The organism is Paenibacillus sp. IHB B 3084, from assembly GCF_001447315.1.
In the GTDB taxonomy this organism is placed as follows: domain Bacteria; phylum Bacillota; class Bacilli; order Paenibacillales; family Paenibacillaceae; genus Paenibacillus.
In genome coordinates this window covers 1051681-1070925 of record NZ_CP013203.1, presented here as the reverse complement: position 1 = coordinate 1070925, position 19245 = coordinate 1051681, and the positions used below count along the sequence as shown (strand labels likewise).

At 48.5% G+C, this 19245-nt stretch carries 18 protein-coding genes; 13 read left to right on the top strand and 5 right to left on the bottom strand.

Annotated features, from left to right (window positions below):
• Positions 1-283 precede the first annotated feature (283 nt).
• From tnpA to ppnP, 4 genes are all read left to right on the top strand, one after another.
• Positions 284-682: an IS200/IS605 family transposase gene (gene tnpA / locus ASL14_RS04985; protein WP_134910679.1), complete on the top strand. Its 399-nt coding sequence runs from the start codon at positions 284-286 to the stop codon at positions 680-682.
• Positions 683-693: 11 nt separating this feature from the next.
• On the top strand, positions 694-1809 hold the full coding sequence (locus ASL14_RS04980; RefSeq protein ID WP_134910678.1) for an RNA-guided endonuclease TnpB family protein: 1116 nt from the start codon (positions 694-696) through the stop codon (positions 1807-1809).
• A gap of 359 nt (positions 1810-2168) precedes the next feature.
• A complete protein-coding gene (gene tkt / locus ASL14_RS04975) occupies positions 2169-4214 on the top strand; it encodes a transketolase (protein ID WP_134910677.1) in 2046 nt (681 codons plus the stop codon).
• Between the two features lie 173 nt (positions 4215-4387).
• A complete protein-coding gene (ppnP, locus tag ASL14_RS04970; protein ID WP_134910676.1) occupies positions 4388-4702 on the top strand; it encodes a pyrimidine/purine nucleoside phosphorylase in 315 nt (104 codons plus the stop codon).
• Positions 4703-4812: 110 nt separating this feature from the next.
• Here ppnP and ASL14_RS04965 read toward each other — a convergent pair whose 3' ends face one another.
• Positions 4813-5712: an NAD(P)-dependent oxidoreductase gene (locus ASL14_RS04965; RefSeq protein WP_134910675.1), complete on the bottom strand. Its 900-nt coding sequence runs from the start codon at positions 5710-5712 to the stop codon at positions 4813-4815.
• Positions 5713-5965: 253 nt separating this feature from the next.
• Here ASL14_RS04965 and ASL14_RS04960 point away from each other — a divergent pair, with 253 nt between their 5' ends.
• From ASL14_RS04960 to ASL14_RS04950, 3 genes are all read left to right on the top strand, one after another.
• Positions 5966-7321 (top strand): glucose-6-phosphate isomerase, encoded by a 1356-nt coding sequence (locus ASL14_RS04960; protein ID WP_044644687.1) that lies wholly within the window; start codon positions 5966-5968, stop codon positions 7319-7321.
• Positions 7322-7470: 149 nt separating this feature from the next.
• Positions 7471-8103, top strand: a complete 633-nt coding sequence (locus ASL14_RS04955) for a YigZ family protein (RefSeq protein WP_014280426.1) — start codon at positions 7471-7473, stop codon at positions 8101-8103.
• A 5-nt stretch (positions 8104-8108) separates the two neighbouring features.
• On the top strand, positions 8109-8690 hold the full coding sequence (locus ASL14_RS04950) for a TetR/AcrR family transcriptional regulator (protein ID WP_134910674.1): 582 nt from the start codon (positions 8109-8111) through the stop codon (positions 8688-8690).
• A gap of 169 nt (positions 8691-8859) precedes the next feature.
• Here the strand turns inward: ASL14_RS04950 and ASL14_RS04945 are convergent, their stop codons facing one another.
• Entirely contained in the window at positions 8860-9261 is a 402-nt protein-coding gene (locus tag ASL14_RS04945; protein WP_134910673.1) for a secondary thiamine-phosphate synthase enzyme YjbQ, read from the bottom strand.
• A gap of 234 nt (positions 9262-9495) precedes the next feature.
• Between ASL14_RS04945 and ASL14_RS04940 the strand changes: the two genes are divergently transcribed.
• Both ASL14_RS04940 and ASL14_RS04935 read left to right on the top strand, forming a co-directional pair.
• The gene (locus ASL14_RS04940) at positions 9496-10557 is read left to right on the top strand and encodes a sulfate/molybdate ABC transporter ATP-binding protein (RefSeq protein WP_134910672.1); all 1062 of its coding nucleotides are present in this window, start codon (positions 9496-9498) and stop codon (positions 10555-10557) included.
• 152 nt (positions 10558-10709) lie between these two features.
• On the top strand, positions 10710-11480 hold the full coding sequence (locus ASL14_RS04935) for an MBL fold metallo-hydrolase (RefSeq protein ID WP_134910671.1): 771 nt from the start codon (positions 10710-10712) through the stop codon (positions 11478-11480).
• 9 nt (positions 11481-11489) lie between these two features.
• Here ASL14_RS04935 and ASL14_RS04930 read toward each other — a convergent pair whose 3' ends face one another.
• On the bottom strand, positions 11490-12983 hold the full coding sequence (locus ASL14_RS04930) for an aminotransferase-like domain-containing protein (protein WP_134910670.1): 1494 nt from the start codon (positions 12981-12983) through the stop codon (positions 11490-11492).
• Between the two features lie 133 nt (positions 12984-13116).
• Here ASL14_RS04930 and ASL14_RS04925 point away from each other — a divergent pair, with 133 nt between their 5' ends.
• Positions 13117-14028: a DMT family transporter gene (locus ASL14_RS04925; RefSeq protein WP_134910669.1), complete on the top strand. Its 912-nt coding sequence runs from the start codon at positions 13117-13119 to the stop codon at positions 14026-14028.
• A gap of 116 nt (positions 14029-14144) precedes the next feature.
• On the opposite strand, the gene ASL14_RS04920 is transcribed toward ASL14_RS04925, so the two are convergent.
• Both ASL14_RS04920 and ASL14_RS04915 read right to left on the bottom strand, forming a co-directional pair.
• Positions 14145-14945: a Cof-type HAD-IIB family hydrolase gene (locus ASL14_RS04920; protein WP_044644680.1), complete on the bottom strand. Its 801-nt coding sequence runs from the start codon at positions 14943-14945 to the stop codon at positions 14145-14147.
• 162 nt (positions 14946-15107) lie between these two features.
• Positions 15108-16109 carry a lipoate--protein ligase gene (locus tag ASL14_RS04915; RefSeq protein WP_134910668.1) on the bottom strand — a complete coding sequence of 334 codons (1002 nt, stop codon included), beginning with the start codon at positions 16107-16109 and terminating at the stop codon, positions 15108-15110.
• Positions 16110-16272: 163 nt separating this feature from the next.
• Here ASL14_RS04915 and cobD point away from each other — a divergent pair, with 163 nt between their 5' ends.
• The 3 genes from cobD to ASL14_RS04900 are packed head-to-tail and all read left to right on the top strand — an operon-like array spanning position 16273 to position 19149.
• Positions 16273-17376, top strand: coding sequence for a threonine-phosphate decarboxylase CobD (cobD, locus tag ASL14_RS04910; protein WP_134910667.1), 1104 nt, complete (start codon positions 16273-16275; stop codon positions 17374-17376).
• Positions 17366-18337 carry an adenosylcobinamide-phosphate synthase CbiB gene (cbiB, locus tag ASL14_RS04905; RefSeq protein WP_134910666.1) on the top strand — a complete coding sequence of 324 codons (972 nt, stop codon included), beginning with the start codon at positions 17366-17368 and terminating at the stop codon, positions 18335-18337. Before cobD ends, cbiB begins: the two co-directional genes overlap by 11 nt.
• 41 nt (positions 18338-18378) lie before the next feature.
• Entirely contained in the window at positions 18379-19149 is a 771-nt protein-coding gene (locus ASL14_RS04900) for a histidine phosphatase family protein (RefSeq protein WP_134914397.1), read from the top strand.
• The last annotated feature ends 96 nt before the right edge of the window (positions 19150-19245 follow it).

Here is a 19245-nt window from a genome sequence, read left to right as displayed (position 1 = left end):
TAAGAGTTCATACTTCTTACAAGCAAAGCCCGTCAAAATGACGGGTTTTTTGCTTTTTTCTACAGAATGCGGGTGTCAAAACCGGACAAAATGCATTATTTTTCGCGATTTTATGATTTTTAAACGATTTTCTAAATTAAGTCTCCATCTTCAAGCGTGTTAAGGAACATTAGTTCCAACGGTAAGGTGGAGATGAGTTTCAGTTTGGCGTAGCCAAAAAGGTTTGCTTATTATTTGGATAGGTTTATAATCAGTCGTATCGAGTATAAGGATTGGTATATCAATGAAATTAGATAGTAATAATCATTCAGTATTCTTATTGTATTATCATCTCGTACTTGTCGTGAAATATAGAAGAAATGTATTTGATGATGAAATATCCGATTATGCAAAAGACATGTTTGTGCGACTTGCGGAGGGTTACAACATAACTCTAATAGAATGGAATCATGACAATAACCATGTTCACGTTCTGTTCAAAGCACATCCGAACACTGAAATGACAAAGTTCATAAATGCGTATAAGAGTGCAAGTTCTCGACTCATCAAAAGAGATTTTCCGCAAGTCAGAAAAAAGCTTTGGAAAGAAATGTTTTGGTCAAGAAGTTTTTGCTTACTTACAACAGGTGGCTCGCCTGTTGAGGTAATAAAGAAGTATATAGAAAATCAAGGTCAAAAGTGAGGTGAGAATATATGGCTAAATATAATAAAGCATATAAGTTCCGTTTGTATCCAACAGAGGAACAAGCCCACCTTATGCGTAAAACTTTTGGTTGTGTTCGTTTTGTGTATAACAAAATGTTAGCTGAACGCAAGGAAGTATACGAACAATTCAAGGACGATAAAGAAGCCTTGAAAAAGCGAAAGTTCCCTACCCCTGCTAAGTACAAAGATGAGTTTGTGTGGCTGAAAGAAGTCGATTCTTTGGCATTGGCTAATGCCCAATTAAACTTGCAGACTGCTTACAGAAATTTCTATAGTGGAACGACTAATTTCCCTGCATTCAAGAGTAAGAAGGCAAGAAAATCATACACAACCCATGTTGTGAACGGAAACATTATGCTTATGAATGGCTATATCAAATTACCAAAGCTCAAACGGGTGAAAGTAAAACAACATAGAGAAATCCCTGCTGAACATATCATGAAGTCATGTACGGTTTCGATGACATCCACTGGGAAATACTACGTGTCTATTCTCACTGAATATGAGACGGAACGTATTCAAAAACAAGTCGAAACCGTTGTTGGGTTAGACTTTACAATGGCTGAACTATATGTCGGTAGTGAGGATGAGAAAGCCAATTATCCTCGTTTCTACCGTCAAATGTTAGATCGTTTAGTGAAAGCACAACGTACCTTATCCAGACGTGTGAAAGGTTCTTCTCGCTGGAACAAGCAAAGGATGGTAGTAGCAAAGATTCATGAAAAAATCACCAACCAACGAAAAGACTTTCTACATAAGGAATCACACAAATTGGCCAAACGGTATGATGGCGTGGTCATTGAAGACCTCAATATGAAAGGAATGTCGCAAGCCCTGAATTTTGGCAAAAGCGTTGCTGACAATGCTTGGGGAATGTTCACGACATTTCTCCAATACAAGTTAGAGGAGCAAGGAAAAAAACTGATAAAATTAGACAAGTGGTTTCCATCGTCTAAGACTTGCTCGTGTTGCGGTAAAGTAAAGGAATCTCTATCCCTTTCTGAACGTATATTCCACTGTGAATGTGGTTTTGTGTCAGATAGGGATGGGAACGCTTCTATCAATATCAGAAACGAAGGATTGCGGCTGTTAGAACAATTGTAGCCCACAATAGAGCATGGTTCAGGCTTGATAGCTAAGTAAATTTCGTACCGTTAGGTACGATTACCTTAGAAGCCCTCACCTCTAAGCGTTAGCGTAAGTGGAGGGTAGTTCACATGAGGTTAATACTTTACGGGTATATTTATATGAGGACTCGGTACGACATTTCGAAAACCATCTTTATAAACGATCTGGCAAACCTGCACGGCAAATGGTACAATATTTAAGGATGTATAAGTCATATTGAAACATTCAAGCAGATTCACTCACTTCAATGGGCGTCGTTACTATATCGGACGGCGGTATTGGAGAGCATGACCAAATGCAATTGGCATACTTTTTACAATATGAGGAGGCTAACTATGACTGACCAGAATCAAGCGATTCAAAAGGATGAAAACTCCACGCTCGACAATTTGTCCATTACGACAATCCGTACGTTGGCAATCGATGCTATCGAGAAAGCAAACTCGGGACATCCCGGCATGCCGATGGGTTCCGCGCCGATGGGCTACCAACTTTTTGCTAAAACGATGAATCATAACCCGAATCACCCTACATGGATTAACCGTGACCGTTTTGTACTGTCCGCAGGACACGGCTCCATGCTGCTGTACAGCCTGCTTCACCTGAGCGGCTATGATCTGCCTATGGAAGAACTGAAACAATTCCGTCAATGGGGCAGCCTTACACCAGGTCATCCTGAGTTTGGACACACTGCTGGTGTAGACGCTACAACCGGACCTCTGGGACAAGGCGTAGCTATGGCCGTAGGTATGGCAATGGCTGAAGCTCAACTGGGCGCAACCTATAATAAAGATCAATTCAAAGTTGTGGATCACTTCACATATGCAATCTGCGGCGACGGCGATCTGATGGAAGGCCTGTCTCACGAAGCGGCTTCGCTGGCTGGGCGTCTGCAATTGGGCAAGCTGATCGTATTGTTTGATTCCAACGATATTACACTGGACGGCAAGCTGAACCTGTCTTCTTCCGAAAGTGTTGCAAAACGCTTTGAAGCTTACAACTGGCAAGTACTGCGCGTAGAGGATGGTAACGATCTTCCAGCGATCCAAAAAGCGATTGAGGAAGCACAAGGGGACTCCACACGTCCTACGTTGATTGAAGTGAAAACAGTCATCGGCTACGGAAGCCCGAACAAACAAGGTAAAGGCGGACATGGCGGTACTCACGGTTCCCCACTGGGTGCAGACGAAGCCAAGCTGACTAAAGAATTTTACAAATGGGTATACGAAGAGGACTTCCACGTACCGCAAGAGGTTCGCGAGCATTTTGCGAAAGTAAAAGAGCGCGGCATCGCAGCGAACAAAGCATGGGATGAGCAGTTCGCGAAATACAAAGCGGCTCACCCTGACCTGGCAGCTCAGTTCGAAACAGCCGTAAACGGGGACCTTCCAGAAGGATGGGACCGTGACCTTCCGAAGTACACAACTGAAGACAAAGCAGTTTCGACTCGCGTGGCTTCTGGTAATGCACTGAACGGATTGGCTCCAAACGTACCGTTCCTGACTGGCGGATCTGCCGATCTGGAAAGCTCCACGATGACACACTTGAACAACCTGACGAACTTTACGCCAGAAGACTATGCCGGCCGTAACATCTATTTCGGTATCCGCGAGTTCGGTATGGCTGCTGCGATGAATGGTATGACATTGCACCAAGGGGTAAAAGTATTCGGCGGTACATTCTTCGTGTTTACGGATTACCTGCGTCCGGCCGTTCGTCTGGCAGCTCTGATGGGATTGCCTGTAACTTACGTTCTGACTCACGACAGTATTGCTGTTGGTGAAGATGGCCCGACTCATGAGCCGATCGAACAATTGGCTTCCCTGCGTATTATCCCGAACCTGACGGTTATTCGTCCGGCGGATGGTAATGAAACTTCCGCTGCTTGGGCTTACACGCTGGAAAACAAGAAAAACCCGGTTGCTCTGGTATTGACTCGTCAAAACCTGCCAATCCTGGCTGCTACTGCTGAACATGCACGCGAAGGTATCAAACGCGGTGCTTATGTCGTTGCAGATGCGACAGACGGCAAGCCGGTTGCTCAAATTCTGGCTACGGGTTCCGAAGTACAACTGGCTGTTAAAGCTCAGGAAGCACTTGCGGAACAAGGTATCCAAGTACGCGTTATCAGCTTCCCAAGCTGGGATCTGTTCGAAAAACAAGACAAAGCATATAAAGATTCCGTTCTGCTGCCTGAAGTAAAAGCTCGTTTGGCTGTAGAAATGGCTTATCCACTGGGCTGGGAAAAATATGTCGGCGACCAAGGCGACATTCTCGGTATCAGCACATTTGGCGCATCCGCACCTGGCGACCGCGTCATTAAGGAATATGGCTTTACGGTAGAGAACGTTGTTAATCGTGTAAAAGCTTTGTTGAAATAAAACAACCTATTAAACAGACAGTCGTAACCTGAGTAAGGCTTACGGCTGTTTGTTTAATACATTGAGGAATTTTGTAGCCTTGTGTATTTTTATACTGAGGCTTGGATTAAAACTATGTTATGATGATGCATAAATTTCATTCAACCATTGATGAGCAGATGAGGGGATAACGAATGACACAGTTTGATGGAGTCAGCGTAGTTAAAAAAGCAAATATATATTACGACGGTCAGGTTACAAGCCGTACGGTCATTTTGGGTGACGGCAGTAAGGTAACATTGGGAATTATGCTGCCGGGAACGTATGAATTCGGCACGGATTCCCGTGAGATCATGGAGATTTTGGCAGGGGATTTGAAAGTACTGCTTCCAGGTGCTGAGGAATGGCTGGAAATACAGGGAACGGCAACATTTCACGTGCCTGCACAATCATCATTCAAGTTGGAAGTACGAAGCGTAACGGATTACTGCTGTTCTTACCCGGAATAAGTAGCGAAAAAGGGCAAGCACCACTCGACTTTAAGTCAAGTGGGCTTACCCTATAAGCTATGCGATATGTGCAAAAGCACAGCAACGTGGTTTAAAAAGAAGGATGCGGCCTATTCGAGTGGCTTGCCGCCAATAGTGCGGCCGATCCACGTTTCATAGGTCTTCACCACAGCGGACAAGTCCTCGTCGCCGTAGCCTTGCGTTTGCCCGGCTTGAAACAGGCTCTTGGCAATGGAGAGCATAGGCGTCGGAATGGACAGGCTATCCGTCAGCGAGGCAGCGAGCTTCAAGTCTTTGAGCATCAAGGCAAGTGAGAACTGGTTGCTGAAATCATGCTCGATGATTTTGCGTCCTTTCAGGTCAGCAGCCTTGCTGCCTGCCGATCCGAGCTGTACCAGCTCCAGGAAGCTGTCCGCCGGAATGCCGGATTTCGCGGCGATGGCAAAGCCCTCAGCCAGAGCGAGGTTATTAATACCGACCATCGTGTTATGTGCGAGCTTGGCTACGGCCCCGCTGCCATTCGGTCCCATGTGGAGCACTTTTTTGCCCAGCGTATCAAAAACGTCCGACTGTGCGGCAATGGCCTCCGCGTCACCGCCGACCATGAACACGAGCGTACCGTCCACAGCAGCAGGCTTACTGCCCGTTACCGGAGCATCAATGAAGGAACAGCCCAGTTTGTCCGCTTCGGCGGCTAGTTGTTTGACCAGCTCAGGTGAAATGGTGCTGTTGTCCATCACGGTTACACCAGACGTAAGACCGGCAAACACGCCGTGCTCGCCGTAGTAGATATCACGGATCGAGTTATCATCGCTGACCATGGTAATGACCAGTTGCTGACCTTCAGCCGCTTCACGAGGCGTTGAAGCCGTACGCGCGCCTTGCTCTACAAGTGGCTCACAGCGTGAGGCAGTGCGATTGTAGACCGTGACTCCATATCCCTGCTTCAACAGATTGGATGCCATCGGGGCGCCCATGGTGCCCAGTCCGATAAATCCGATGTTTTTCATAGCTAATCACCTTTCTTGTTGGAGGTTGCCGTCCGATGCAGATGCGAGTTCGGCTTGAATTGACTGCTTAAATATAGGTTGATCTCTATTTATTGTAGCATGGGTATCCCACCCTATCTACACTAGGGTCTGGCAAGGCACCGGACGCACAGGTAACGCAAGCTTGTCAGGCCCTGCAAATTAAAGTATCCTATTCCTAAGTCCTTATGTTCGTATTCATGGTCTTAGCAATACAAAACAGGAGGTTCCAAACATGTCTAAAAAAGTTATTTTCGATTACACCAAAGCGCTCTCCTTTATAGGGCAGCACGAAATTGATTATTTTGCAGAACCGATCAAGCTGGCTCATGAGCAGCTTCATAACCAAACCGGTGTAGGTTCCGATTTCCTGGGTTGGATTGACTTGCCTACCAATTATGATAAAGAAGAGTTTGCACGCATCCAAAAAGCCGCTGCTAAAATCCAAAGTGATTCCGAAGTGTTGATCGTAATCGGCATCGGCGGTTCTTACCTTGGCGCACGCGCTGCGATTGAAATGCTGTCGCATTCCTTCCATAATGCACTGCCTAAAGACAAGCGCAAAGGCCCGGCTGTTTATTTTGCAGGCAACAACATCAGCTCTACATATGTGAATCATCTGTTGGAACTGATTGAAGGAAAAGACTTCTCCGTGAATGTCATTTCCAAATCAGGTACAACAACAGAGCCAGCTATCGCTTTCCGCGTATTCCGTGCGGCTCTGGAGAAAAAATACGGTAAAGAAGAAGCGCGCAAACGCATTTATGCAACAACAGATAAAGAACGCGGCGCTCTGAAAAAACTGGCTAACGAGGAAGGCTACGAATCCTTCATTATTCCTGATGATGTAGGTGGCCGTTACTCCGTGCTGACAGCAGTAGGCTTGCTGCCGATTGCTACAGCTGGCATTAACATTGAGGAAATGCTCCAAGGGGCGGCAGACGCTTCCAAGGAATACAGCAATCCGAATGTAGCTGAGAACGAGGCTTACCAATATGCAGCCGTTCGTAACGCGTTGTACCGCAAAGGTAAAGCCATTGAAATTCTCGTGAACTATGAGCCGTCCCTGCATTTCGTTTCTGAGTGGTGGAAACAACTGTACGGCGAAAGCGAAGGCAAGGATTACAAAGGTATCTACCCTGCTTCCGTTGACTTCTCGACAGACCTGCACTCCATGGGACAATTCATTCAGGAAGGTAGCCGTAACATTTTCGAAACCGTTATCCAAGTGGAAAATGTACCTAGCCACATCACCATCGAAGCAGATGAGGATGATCTGGATGGACTGAACTTCCTGGCAGGCAAAACTGTGGACTTTGTAAATAAAAAAGCATTCCAGGGTACATTGCTGGCTCACACAGACGGACAAGTACCGAATCTGATCGTGAACATTCCTGACTTAAGCCCTTACTCCTTCGGGTACCTGGCTTATTTCTTCGAAAAAGCTTGCGGCATCAGCGGCTACCTGTTGGGTGTGAATCCGTTCGATCAACCGGGCGTAGAAGCTTACAAGAAAAACATGTTTGCTCTGCTGGGTAAACCAGGCTTCGAAGAGCAAAAAGCTGAGCTTGAAGCGAGATTGTCCGAATAAGGAAGCTGTAAACTCCTGACTGAAACAGGATTTCAGATAGGAGCGTTATAGTGTATAGCACCAAATAAAGTACAGGAAAGCAGTTCACCGGCTGCCAGAAGCGGGGGACTGCTTTCTTGTAAAATGAAGTAAGGAAGGTTATTTGTGATATGTTGGAACAATACCGAACTGTACGCGGCTCCGGCAGCAAGGAAATTGTGATCCGGAAATCCCGTTTTATCGGTCACATCCAGCCTGTTCAGACCGAGGAAGAAGCGGCGGCTTTTATCGAGCGCATTAAAAAAGAGCATTGGAACGCAACCCATAATTGTTCTGCTTACATGATCGGGGAACGAGACGAAATCCAGAAGCAATCGGATGACGGAGAACCGAGCGGTACGGCGGGCAAGCCCATTTTGGAGGTTATTCGTAACCAGAAGCTGAAAAATGTGGCGATTGTCGTTACCCGTTACTTTGGGGGGATTTTGCTGGGAGCAGGCGGTCTGATTCGTGCATATTCAGATGGTGCTGTTGCAGCAATTGAGGCAGGGGATGCGATTACGCGTGTGCTGCATCGTGAAATTTTCGTGGAATTGGATTACACCTGGTTGGGCAAAGTGGAAAATGAATTGCGAAATCGCAGCATCCGTACTGGAGAAACCATGTTTACGGATAAAGTTACCTTAACCTGTCTGCCGCTGGCTGGTGATGCGGAATCCTTCAGCAACTGGATAACAGACTTGACACAGGGGCAATCGCTTGTGTCGGAGGGAGAGCAGCTTTACTTTATTGAAGGGGAATAAATAATATGGCTAGAAGAGCAGTAGAACAGGAGTTGTCAAGAGGGCGGATTCTGGAAGCGGCCAGGCACTTGTTTATTACCAAGGGCTACCGTGCAATTTCAATGCGCAGCATTGGCCAGCATCTGGGTTACAGTCATGGTTCGTTATACTATCATTTTAAAGAGAAGGCTGAACTGTTCTACGCCATTGTGATTGAGGATTTTAATACGTTACGCGGTATTCTACTGCAAGGAGCAACAGGTACGCCGGATGATGGTCTGAACAGACTGGAGCACTTGATGCTGGAGTTCATTCGTTTTGGCTTGGAAAATCCTTATCAGTACGAAATTATGTTCATGATGCACGATGAAGAACTGTTCGCTTACTGTCGCACGGAGCAAAACCGTTGTGTGGAATTATTCGCGTCCATGATCCGTCAGGAATTAAGTGGTCAGGGACATTCAGAGGAAGATTGTTCACGAGTACCGCAAAGTCTGTTTTTGTCTATGCACGGCTTTGTGTCCTTTTACATTCAGGATGGTTTAACATTTGAAGAAATCAGGCCCGCTGCTTTGGCACATGTAAAGCTGCTGTGCAGAAACCTATGAGCGTACCTGCAATCACACGCCTCGGCTATGAATCTGTAGGGCGCTTTTCCGGGTATATTCACTTCATGACGGTGCCTTATCATTACGGTACTTTGCGAAAGCGACTAAGATTGTAACAGACGATGATGCATCCAGCAGGAGAACATCATGGTCTGTTTTTTTTGCAAGATCAGCCTTTTATGATTTTCACATGATACTGGCGTCTGCGTGGTCCGTCGAATTCGCAAAAATAAATTCCCTGCCACCGTCCGAGTAACAACTTTCCATCATGAATAATGACAGTCTGAGAGGGTCCCGTGGTGATAGATTTAAGGTGGGATGCCGTATTTCCTTCCATATGGCGATATTGGGGATGCTCCCACGGATAAACCTCGTCCAGCCTTAAAATCACATCATGTTTGACGTCCGGGTCGGCATTTTCATTAATGGCTATTCCGGCTGTTGTGTGTGGACAATAGATCAGTACGGTGCCTTCCCGAACTCCGCTTTTTTGTATTAATGAAGCGACCTCGCGTGTAATATCGCGCATCTCATCTCGTCCGCTAGTGGATAATTCTAAAGTATGCAACATTATCACCCTCTCCCTTCTTCTTATTATTTTACCCATTTTACTTTACCCAATGAACACCTGACGTAATATATAGAGTTGACGACGAAAGCTTTCCTTTGATAAAGTATCACATAAGGAAAACATAGTATATACATTGGAATAATAAAATGATTTCAAATGAGGTACGCGCTTTGCGGTAAGCAAGGCTGCTGCTGTTCCTGCACAGGTTCAGAAGCGGAAAGGAAGTGTACGGTTATGCATGTGGAAGTAAGGGGTCTAAACAAGCATTTCGGTAATTTTCATGCGGTTAAGGACGTATCCTTTGATATTCAAGCGGGTCATCTGATTGGTTTACTCGGTCCGAGTGGTGGCGGTAAAACGTCCATTCTTCGGATTTTGGCAGGTCTGGAACAACCGGATGCGGGCGAAATTCATTTTCACGGGAAAAGGGTAAACGAGCTGGCCCCGCAGGAACGCGGAATCGGATTTGTATTTCAAAACTATGCTTTGTTCAAGCACATGAGCGTGTACGACAATATTGCCTTTGGTCTAAAAGTGAAAAAAAGCTCCAAAGCCCGCATCAAGGAACGCGTCACAGAGCTGGTCGAGCTGACAGGACTCAAAGGCTTCGAGCATCGTTATCCGCATCAGTTGTCTGGTGGACAGCGGCAGCGGGTTGCTTTTGCACGCGCCTTGGCACCGGAGCCTCAATTACTGCTGCTGGATGAGCCTTTTGCAGCCATTGACGCCAAGATTCGCCAGGAGCTGCGTACCTGGCTGCGGGAGTTGATTGAGCGGGTGGGGATCACTTCGATTTTTGTCACCCATGATCAAGATGAGGCGATTGAAGTAGCGGATGAAATTATGGTGATTAATCAGGGACGGCTGGAGCAGAAGGGAACACCTTGGGATATTTATAAAAAACCGGGGACCCCGTTCGTAGCTTCCTTTATTGGGGAATCCACGGTGATCGAACAGGCGGGCAGTCTCAAAGGCTTCGAGGAAGCTGCCGGAATGGGAGCACGTGCCTTGATCCGTCCGGAGTATATTGATGTCGGGCCAAGCGAGGAGTTTGCGCTTCTGTCGGCGACCGAGGAAGGCATTGTGAAGCATTTACATTTTCGTGGGAGTGAATGGATGATTGAAGTACAGGTCGGGGACCATCGTCTCATGACATACCGTTCGCTGGAGAAGTCCACACTGGAGCCTGGTCAGCAGGTGCACGTGCTGGTGCATCGGGCTTATCTGTATAACGATCAGTCCAGTTGGATGGTGGAAAACCGCCTCAAGAAAGATCCAATGCCTATTATGATTTAAAGTTATAACGCGATCAAACATAAGGGGGTGTCCGCCTGAGTTCAGGGGTTTGGGCATGCTCCTTTTGGCGTTGGGCGCTGGAAGGATTTACGCAGACTTGATGTGTTCGTTATAATAGTAGTAAAAACATCCAGATAGATAGGAGTTAAACCATGAATCGGCTTATTTTTCTTGGCACGGGGGATGCGATGGGCGTTCCGCGTGTGTATTGTGATTGTCTCGTATGTACGGAGGCCCGCATGACAGGGGCAAATGTGAGGCAAAGGTCGTCTGTGCTGATCGAAAGCGAGACGGAGGACTTTATGATTGATTGCGGCCCGGACTGGCGCAAGCAGATGGAAATACGCGGGCTTCGCTTCATCGGTACGATCCTCGTGACGCACGCACATTTTGACCATATTGGAGGACTGCCGGAATGGGCAGATGCCTGTCGCTGGACCGGGAACAGAGGTCGTTTGTACGCTCCACAGGAGGTGATCGACACGATCCTGCGTCAATTTTCCTGGCTTCCGGGGCATATTGACCTTATCCCTGTCGATCAGGGGGCCTTGCTTGGAGGGTGGAATATCCGGGGATGGCGTGTGAATCACGGGAAGAACGGTTATGCTTACGCTTATCGACTGGAAAAAGACGGCTTCTCGTGGGCCTACTGCTCGGATTCGATTGGGCTAAATGATGCGGAAATCCTGCCCCTGCACAATCTGGATTTGCTCGTGCTGGGAACGAGCTTTTATCATGAGGAGGCCGAATATGCAACCCGCTCGGTATATGACATGCTGGAGGCTCAGGAGCTTATAGGGAGACTCCAACCCAACCGCACGGTATTTACACATATGTCCCATGATGTGGATGTCACACGCAACTACGGGCTTCTGGAAGGGATCAGCCTGGCACAGACCGGCATGAGCCTGCCATTGGAATAATGCTGCCCCTTACATTGTCCGGCTGATACGGAGAAGGGTGGCGATGCCTTCTTTGATTTGCAGCTCGTTGGCATACGAATAGGACAATCTCACATGCGTTTTGCCTTCCTCGCCAATCGGATCGAATACATTACCCGGTACGAAGGTGACCGATTCCTGCACACATTTGGCGAGCAGTTCATTAGGTTTCAACGTAGAAGGCAACTGGAGCCACAGACTGAGGCCGCCTGCCGGGCTGGTCCAGGTCCAGCCGGAATCGCGGAGGCTGTCTTCCATCGTTTCCTTGCGGATTTGGAGCGCGATACATAGCTTTTTTATATGCTGCTGCATGCGTGGAGACTGAAAGTATTGCAGGAACAGCTTCTGATTCAGCAGTGGCGAACCGTTATCTACCAGCGCTTTGACGTTCAGCAGGCTGTTCATGAGCTGGGGTCGGCAGGTCACGGCTGCGATTCGCAGACCTGGCGCGACATATTTGCTATAGCTGCGAATGTAGACGACGCTTCCCGAAATATCATAGGCAAAAATAGGTGACGGCGGCTTTTGCCCAAAGCTGATGTCATAGGTGCTGTCGTCTTCGACAATAAGGCAACCATAGCGCTCGGCCAGCTCGGGCAGACGTTTGCGCTGTTCCTCGGGCACTGTGAAGCCGGTCGGATTATGAAACGTTGGATTGATATAGAACACACGCGGCTTTTCTGTTTTCATGCACCATTCAATCTGTTCCATATCATAGCCTTCCGGTCGGATATCGGTCATCGTCAGACGCGCGCCTTGTCTGCGGAATATTTCCATAGCAGGGCCATAGGCGGGACGTTCGGTCAACACGCGGTCTCCTGTCCGGATCAGAGAACGGGAAATCAGGTCGATGGCCTGCTGTGCGCCGGAGGTAATCAGCACCTCGTCCGGTGACAATGCAAAATGCTTATCGACGCTAAAATGCTGCGCCATTGCATCCCGAAGCTCGGCATCGCCCTGTACAGAGGAATAGGTGGCCGCTACTTTCGGGTGCTTTTCAAATACCTGCATCATCAGCTCTCTCCAATACCGGTTGGGCAGGAGAGACGGGTCAATCAGCGCTTTGGAAAACTGGAAATTCGCATTCACCGATTGAACGCGGCTAAGTCCATCCATTCCCCTCCAGGCTGAAACAGACGGATCATCTGCCGCATGGGCGGATTCGGAGTGAAACGTGAGATCAATGGACGAATGCCCCGAGTAGCCAGCATATTTCGCATGCCGGGTCGCTTGGGAAGCAAGAACGTAATATCCTGATTTGTCCTTTACATAGACCATTCCCCGTTGCTTCAACTCCTGATATGCCCGGAAAACGGTTAGCCGATGTACACCCAGCTCCTGAGCCAAGCTTCGTACGGACGGCAGCTTCGTGTCTGCTTGCCAATCCCCGCGATCAATCCGCACAGTCACATAATGGATGACCTGCTCATACAGCTTTAAGGCATGATCGGCCGAAAAGAGTAATTCGCTGTTGTTCTTGCCCACGCTGTCCACGCTCCTTTTGTGTGTATTTTACTATAAAACATTTCAAAACCGTATACAACTGTTCTGTGGTTACACATCTGTTCTGTCTATCTCCCTGTATGCTTGAAAGCAACTGAAGGGAGAGGGACGTATCATGATTGGTATCGCGTTTACGGTAATGTGTCTTATTTTTGGTACAACGTTTTTGGCTATAAAAGTGGGAGTAGAAGCAGGACTTCCGCCGTTTTTGTCGGCAGGCGTACGTTTTTTCGCAGCAGGGGCTATATTGTTTATCGCCATGAAGCTGATGGGAAAAGTTCGCTGGTCGTTATTATGGCGGAAGGAAATGGTACTCATTGGAGCTGGAACGACCTTCGGTACGTTTTCGGCCTTATATTGGGCAGAGCAATATGTCAGTTCGGGCATCGGAGCCATTTTATCAGCCACGGGACCGATGATGATCGTTATTTTGCAATCATTGCTTCTAAGGCAAAAAACGTCGCGGATTACGGTCATTGGTTGCATGATCAGCTTTCTTGGCGTGGTGCTAGTGGTGCTGCCCGGATTGGCGGTTCAAATCAGCGGCCTGTGGCTGGCAGGATGCCTTGTTATTTTGTTGGGGGAGCTGTGTTATTCCGGGGGAGCTCTTTATTCCAAGCGGGTGATGGATGTATTTCGGGAAACGAACCCGATTGCCCTGAATGCGGCGCAAATGCTCCATGGGGGATGGATGCTGCTGTTACTGTCTGCGATCACGGAGCCGTGGAGTTCTGAGGGGTGGCAGTACCTTCCTGCCATGGGCTCTTTATTGTATCTGATTCTGTTTGGTTCGATGATTGCACATACACTGTTTTATTGGCTCATGGAGCGTACAAATCCTCTTTTCCCGACGACGTGGTTGTATATTTCACCGCCGATTGCGGTGGGATTGGGAGCCTTGGTGTACGGAGAGCATGTAAGCTGGTGGATGCTGGCGGGGGTGCTGCTCATTGTGACCGGATTAATGCTTATGAACAATGGAATGATCCGTCTGGTGAACAGACGAAAGGTGCGTTCTGCTGCCTGATATTTTGAATTTGTTAGGCATCATATGATATGACAGAAAAAACCTCCAAGCTATCGCGTGTTACTGAACATGCGAAGTTTGGAGGTTTTGTTGTGTTGCTATTTCATTAGCACAAATTATTCAGCATTCAGCACGAATTTGTCGATGGCGTGCTTAACGCCGTCTTCGTTATTGCTGCTAGTGATGTAATCAGCCAGCTTTTTCAAATCAGGAATGGCATTCTCCATCGCTATGCCGAGACCCGCGCATTCGAGCATTTCGTGATCATTCCAGGAGTCGCCGATTGCAATCGTTTCGGACAGATCACAGCCGTAATGGTTAGCAAGGAACGTAAGAGCGTGACCCTTGGTGCCTTCATGATGCATGATTTCCAGAAAATGAGGCTTGGATTTGGTAATATGCACTTCATCACCAAGCAGCTCGCGCAGTTCTGGAATCAATTTGTCCAGCACTTCCGGCTCGTCAATAATCAGCATTTTAGGCGTAGGAAGTTCTACCAATTTGCTGAATACAGGCTCTACAAAATATTCCGTATTGTTTAGCGCGGTGTAATCTTTGATTTTCTGATTATCTTCACGTGTGTACAATTTGTCATCTATATACGTTTGCAGATGCAGATTGCGTTCCACGCAGAATTCATACAAGCGACGTGCAGCCACGAGTGGAACATAACGCTCATACAACACGTTTTCGTCCAGCAGGTTTTTAATCAAGGCACCTTGGTACGTAATAATCGGTACGTTCAAGCCAGTTTGGCGGGCGAGTTGTTTGGCAGATGCATAAGCACGTCCAGTTGCAAGTGTAACCACGACACCTTTGGCTACAGCGGCTTCAAGCGCCAGTTGCGTTGCAGGAGTAACTTCTTTCTGGTCGTTAATGAGTGTATCATCAATATCAATGGCAATTAATTTATACATATCGGTATTCTCTCCTTTATCTCTATCATGGGGCAATATCCAAATTGTATCTTATAATATTCAAAATGACAATATCACAATGAAAAGGGGACGACTCCCTTAAGAGCCTGTCCCCTTATAACCACTGAAGAATTGGATTGAATCAATGGGAAAAAGTGGCTGTTAGTCTTCCAAAAATACGAGTCCTACAAAATCGTCCAGCTCAATATTGCCGAAATAATGCTTCAAATCAAGAGAGGACAAGGCTTGACGAACCTCACCTTCATCGTAGCGTTTACCGCGCAGAATATTTTCAATATCAGCGACGTCACCCACACCGAAGAAATCTCCATAGATTTTAATATCACGGATATAACCTTCCTTAAGATCCATGCGGATATCAATAATGCCGACCGGAAATTTACGTGTGTGCTTGATATTGCTTTCAGGGGATTGACCGTAGTTCCAGTCCCACGATTGGTAGCGTTCAGCAGAAATTTCATGGATTTTGTCCCAGTCGGCATCGGTTAGCTTATATTGGGGTACCTGATCCAGCTCTGCATCGAATATGTAACGCAGCAGCTCCTCGCGGAATTGCTCAATGGTCATCTCACGGTCCATCAGCTCGCTGATGTTAGCGACGCGGCTACGGACAGATTTAGTACTTTTGGATTTAAACTTTTCGGGATTGGCATGCAGTGATGCGGCCACATTGTCCAGGTTCAGGTTAAACATCAATGTACCGTGGCTGAACATGCGTCCGCGCGTGGCAAATTGGGCGTTCCCTGAAATTTTGCGCTCACCAACCTGAAGATCGTTGCGTCCGGTCATTTCGGCTTCCACACCCATTTGGCGCAGGGCGTCAATGACAGGCTGTGTGAATTTGAGGAAATTATGAAAGGACTCCCCGTTATCCTTGGTAATGAAGCTGAAATTTAAATTACCGAGGTCATGATATACAGCCCCGCCACCGGACAGGCGACGAACGACTTGAATGTTGTTATCTCTGACAAACTCGGCGTTGATTTCTTCAATGGTATTTTGATGCTTGCCTATAATAATAGAAGGCTGATTAATGTAAAACAGCAGATAGCTGTCGTCCAGCGGAAGATGCTTGAGCGCGTACTCCTCAATGGCAAGATTGATGGCTGGATCGTGTATGCCCTGGTTGTCGATGAACAGCATGTCCATTCCTCCGTATATATAAACTGTGTAGTTTTATGTGTACCTCCTTCTATTGTAACCCAAGTGAGCGATGTACACAAAAGCTCATTTGCATTGACGGGACGCGAAAAGCAGCCCCATAATGGAGCTAATGATTCGGAACGGCCGGAAAGGATGATAGGCAATGATAGAGGTTTACGGTCACGGCGGGGACAGGGAGACGGCTGCGGCGACATTCGGCGGGGCGGCTGCGGATTTTGTGGATTTTAGCGCGAACATTAATCCGCTGGGTCCGCCACCGGAGGTGCTTGAGGTGCTACAAAGCGCGTTGGACACTGTGGTTCGCTATCCAGACCCCGGACACCGGAATTTTAAAAATATGCTGGCGCGGCGACTTCATGTTCCACCAGAGTCGCTGAGTATCGGAAACGGTGCGGCTGAGAGCATGGCGTTGCTGTTACTGGGACTGGCTCCCAAGCGTGTGGGCACGGTGGAGCCGTGCTTTTCGGAATATGCCGAGCTGGCAGGCAAATTTGGAGCCGAGGTAAGCAGGGTGTACGGCAAGGCCTCGCTTCAATGGAAGGCGGACGTGGAAGACATAATCCAGCTCATGGAGCAGGTGGATGTTCTGTTTCTCGGTCAGCCGAATAATCCGAACGGTGTGCAATACGGCGATCAGGAGCTGCGCGAGCTGGCAGAGACGGCGGGGAAAACGGACACCGTGCTGGTGGTGGATGAAGCGTTTATTGATTTTATCCCGCAGGAGCGGCAAATTTCACTATTGCCTGTGCTGGATCGGTATCCCCATGTGATTTTGATCCGGTCGATGACGAAATTTTATGCGATTCCGGGCTTGCGCTTGGGCTATGCGATTGCTCATCCGGACTACATCCGGCGAATGACGGCCAAGCAGGTGACCTGGAGCGTGAACGGACTGGCGTTGCTGGCCGGAGAGGCGTGTTTGCGGAGCGGTGAGGCGTACGAGCGCCGCACGCAGGAGCTGATTGCTACGGAGCGTAGCCGTCTGCTGACCGCTTTGGCGGAATGGGGTTGCGGTGTCATCCCCGGTGAAGCGAATTACGTGCTGGCACGGGCGCCGGGGACGTGGAGCGCATCGGCCATTCAACAGGCGCTTGGACAGCGCGGGATTCTTATACGTAGTTGTGCCATGTACCCGGGGCTAACGACGAGCCATTTTCGAATTGCAGTCAAGGACACGGAAGCCAACGGCATGCTACTGTCTGTATTGGGTGAAGTGCTGGAGGAGGAACGGCGGCGTGACAGTTAGCTTGATCATGATGGCTGCATATCTTCTGGACAGGCTGATCGGCGATCCGAGGTGGTTGCCACATCCGGTCATCGGCATGGGACATGCCATTTCTGCCTTGGAAAGGGCAATTCGCCGCCGGGTTCACAGTGACCGTGGTTTGAAACGCGCTGGCTTGCTGCTGCCACTGATTGTGGTGGGCGGCTCCTTCGCGCTTGGCTGGACGTTACTGCGCTTGCTCGCCTGGATTCATCCGTGGCTGTCTGTCGGCGCGGAAATTGTGCTGATCGCCACCACGATTGCTTCCAAAGGACTAAAGGACGCCGGAATGGCAGTGTATCGCGAATTAAAGGCGGGTGATCTGCCTGCGGCACGCCGGGAGCTGGGAATGATCGTCGGGCGGGATACGCAGCAGCTCGATGAGCCTGAGATTGTGCGCGGTACCGTCGAAACGGTGGCTGAAAATATCGTGGACGCGATTATTTCCCCGCTTTTTTATGCCCTGATCGGGGGAGCACCATTAGCGCTGGCTTATCGTGCCGTGAATACCCTCGATTCCATGGTTGGCTACAAAAATGAAAAGTATCTGCATTTGGGCTGGGCCTCGGCACGTCTGGATGATGCCGCTAATTACATTCCGGCACGCCTGACAGCGGGTATGCTGGTAGTAACAGCGTGGGTTTATGGGCATGATGCTGGACGTAGCTGGCGTATGGTAAGGCGAGATGCGCGGCTGCATCCCAGTCCAAACAGCGGCTTTCCGGAATCAGCAGTTGCGGGTGCACTGGGGATTCGCCTCGGAGGCTATAATGTATATCATAGCGTGCGCTCCTTTCGCGCATATATGGGAGAGCTGGTGCGACCGATGGAGCCGGATGATATCCGGCATACGATCCGGCTGATGTTTGCCGTGTCCAGCATGTTTGCGGGATTGTGTCTGTTCGTGTCCGCCGGATGCTATGCACTGGGGTGGATACAGTGAAGCGTGACACACCGAATGCTGCCTATAGAGCAGGAAGCGATATGACCTTGAAGCATTATTTTACAGAACATCAGCAGTGGGACTTGGAACTTGTGCTGGTGCGGCACGGCACAACCTTATGGAACAGGGAACGTCGATACCTGGGGCACTCCGATCTGGGATTGCTACCGGGAGCAGAGCAAGAATTAGAGCCTTTGCGGGAAAAATTACAGATGCATTCCTTTGCCCGAATCTATTGCAGTGACTTGATACGTTGTCGTCAGACCTTGCAGATCATTTTGCCGGAATCGGAACTGGGACCAGAGCTTGGAGAGGGAACCCACTTCGAATTGAAACCGGAATCACGGTTGGAGCTGACATCCAAATGGGAGTCTGAACGTTTCCTATCTAATAGTTCCGCTAGGTCTGCCATCATGGAACCACATCTGAGAGAGCTTCATTTTGGGGAATGGGATGGAAAAACGTATGACATGCTCAAGGATGTGGCGTTGTATCGAGCGTGGATTGATGAGCCGCAGCGAATTACGCCGCCGGGGGGAGAGCCTTGGGCAGACTTTGTGAACCGCCTCGATGAATTCCTAGACTCTTTGTATGAGTGGCGTAAAATGATGGATGTTCAGAAAACAGGCATGCCTGATGCCCCACCTTCTGTTCTGGTCGTCACGCATGGTGGAGTGATTCGTCAGTTGGCTTGTATGCTGGTACCGGGTCATGATTTTTGGAGTCTGAATCCGAAGCCGGGAGCGGCAATTACGATTCGGTTGAGGCTGGGAGAACGACACCAGTGGATAGGAGAGGTGTTTTCTTTTTAGGTCAGATAGGGGCAAGTGAACAGGCGGTTTGGGTTGTAAGCCAGTCTTTTTTAACCTATAATCATCAAGTAAAAGAACGGCTTGACCAACACTACA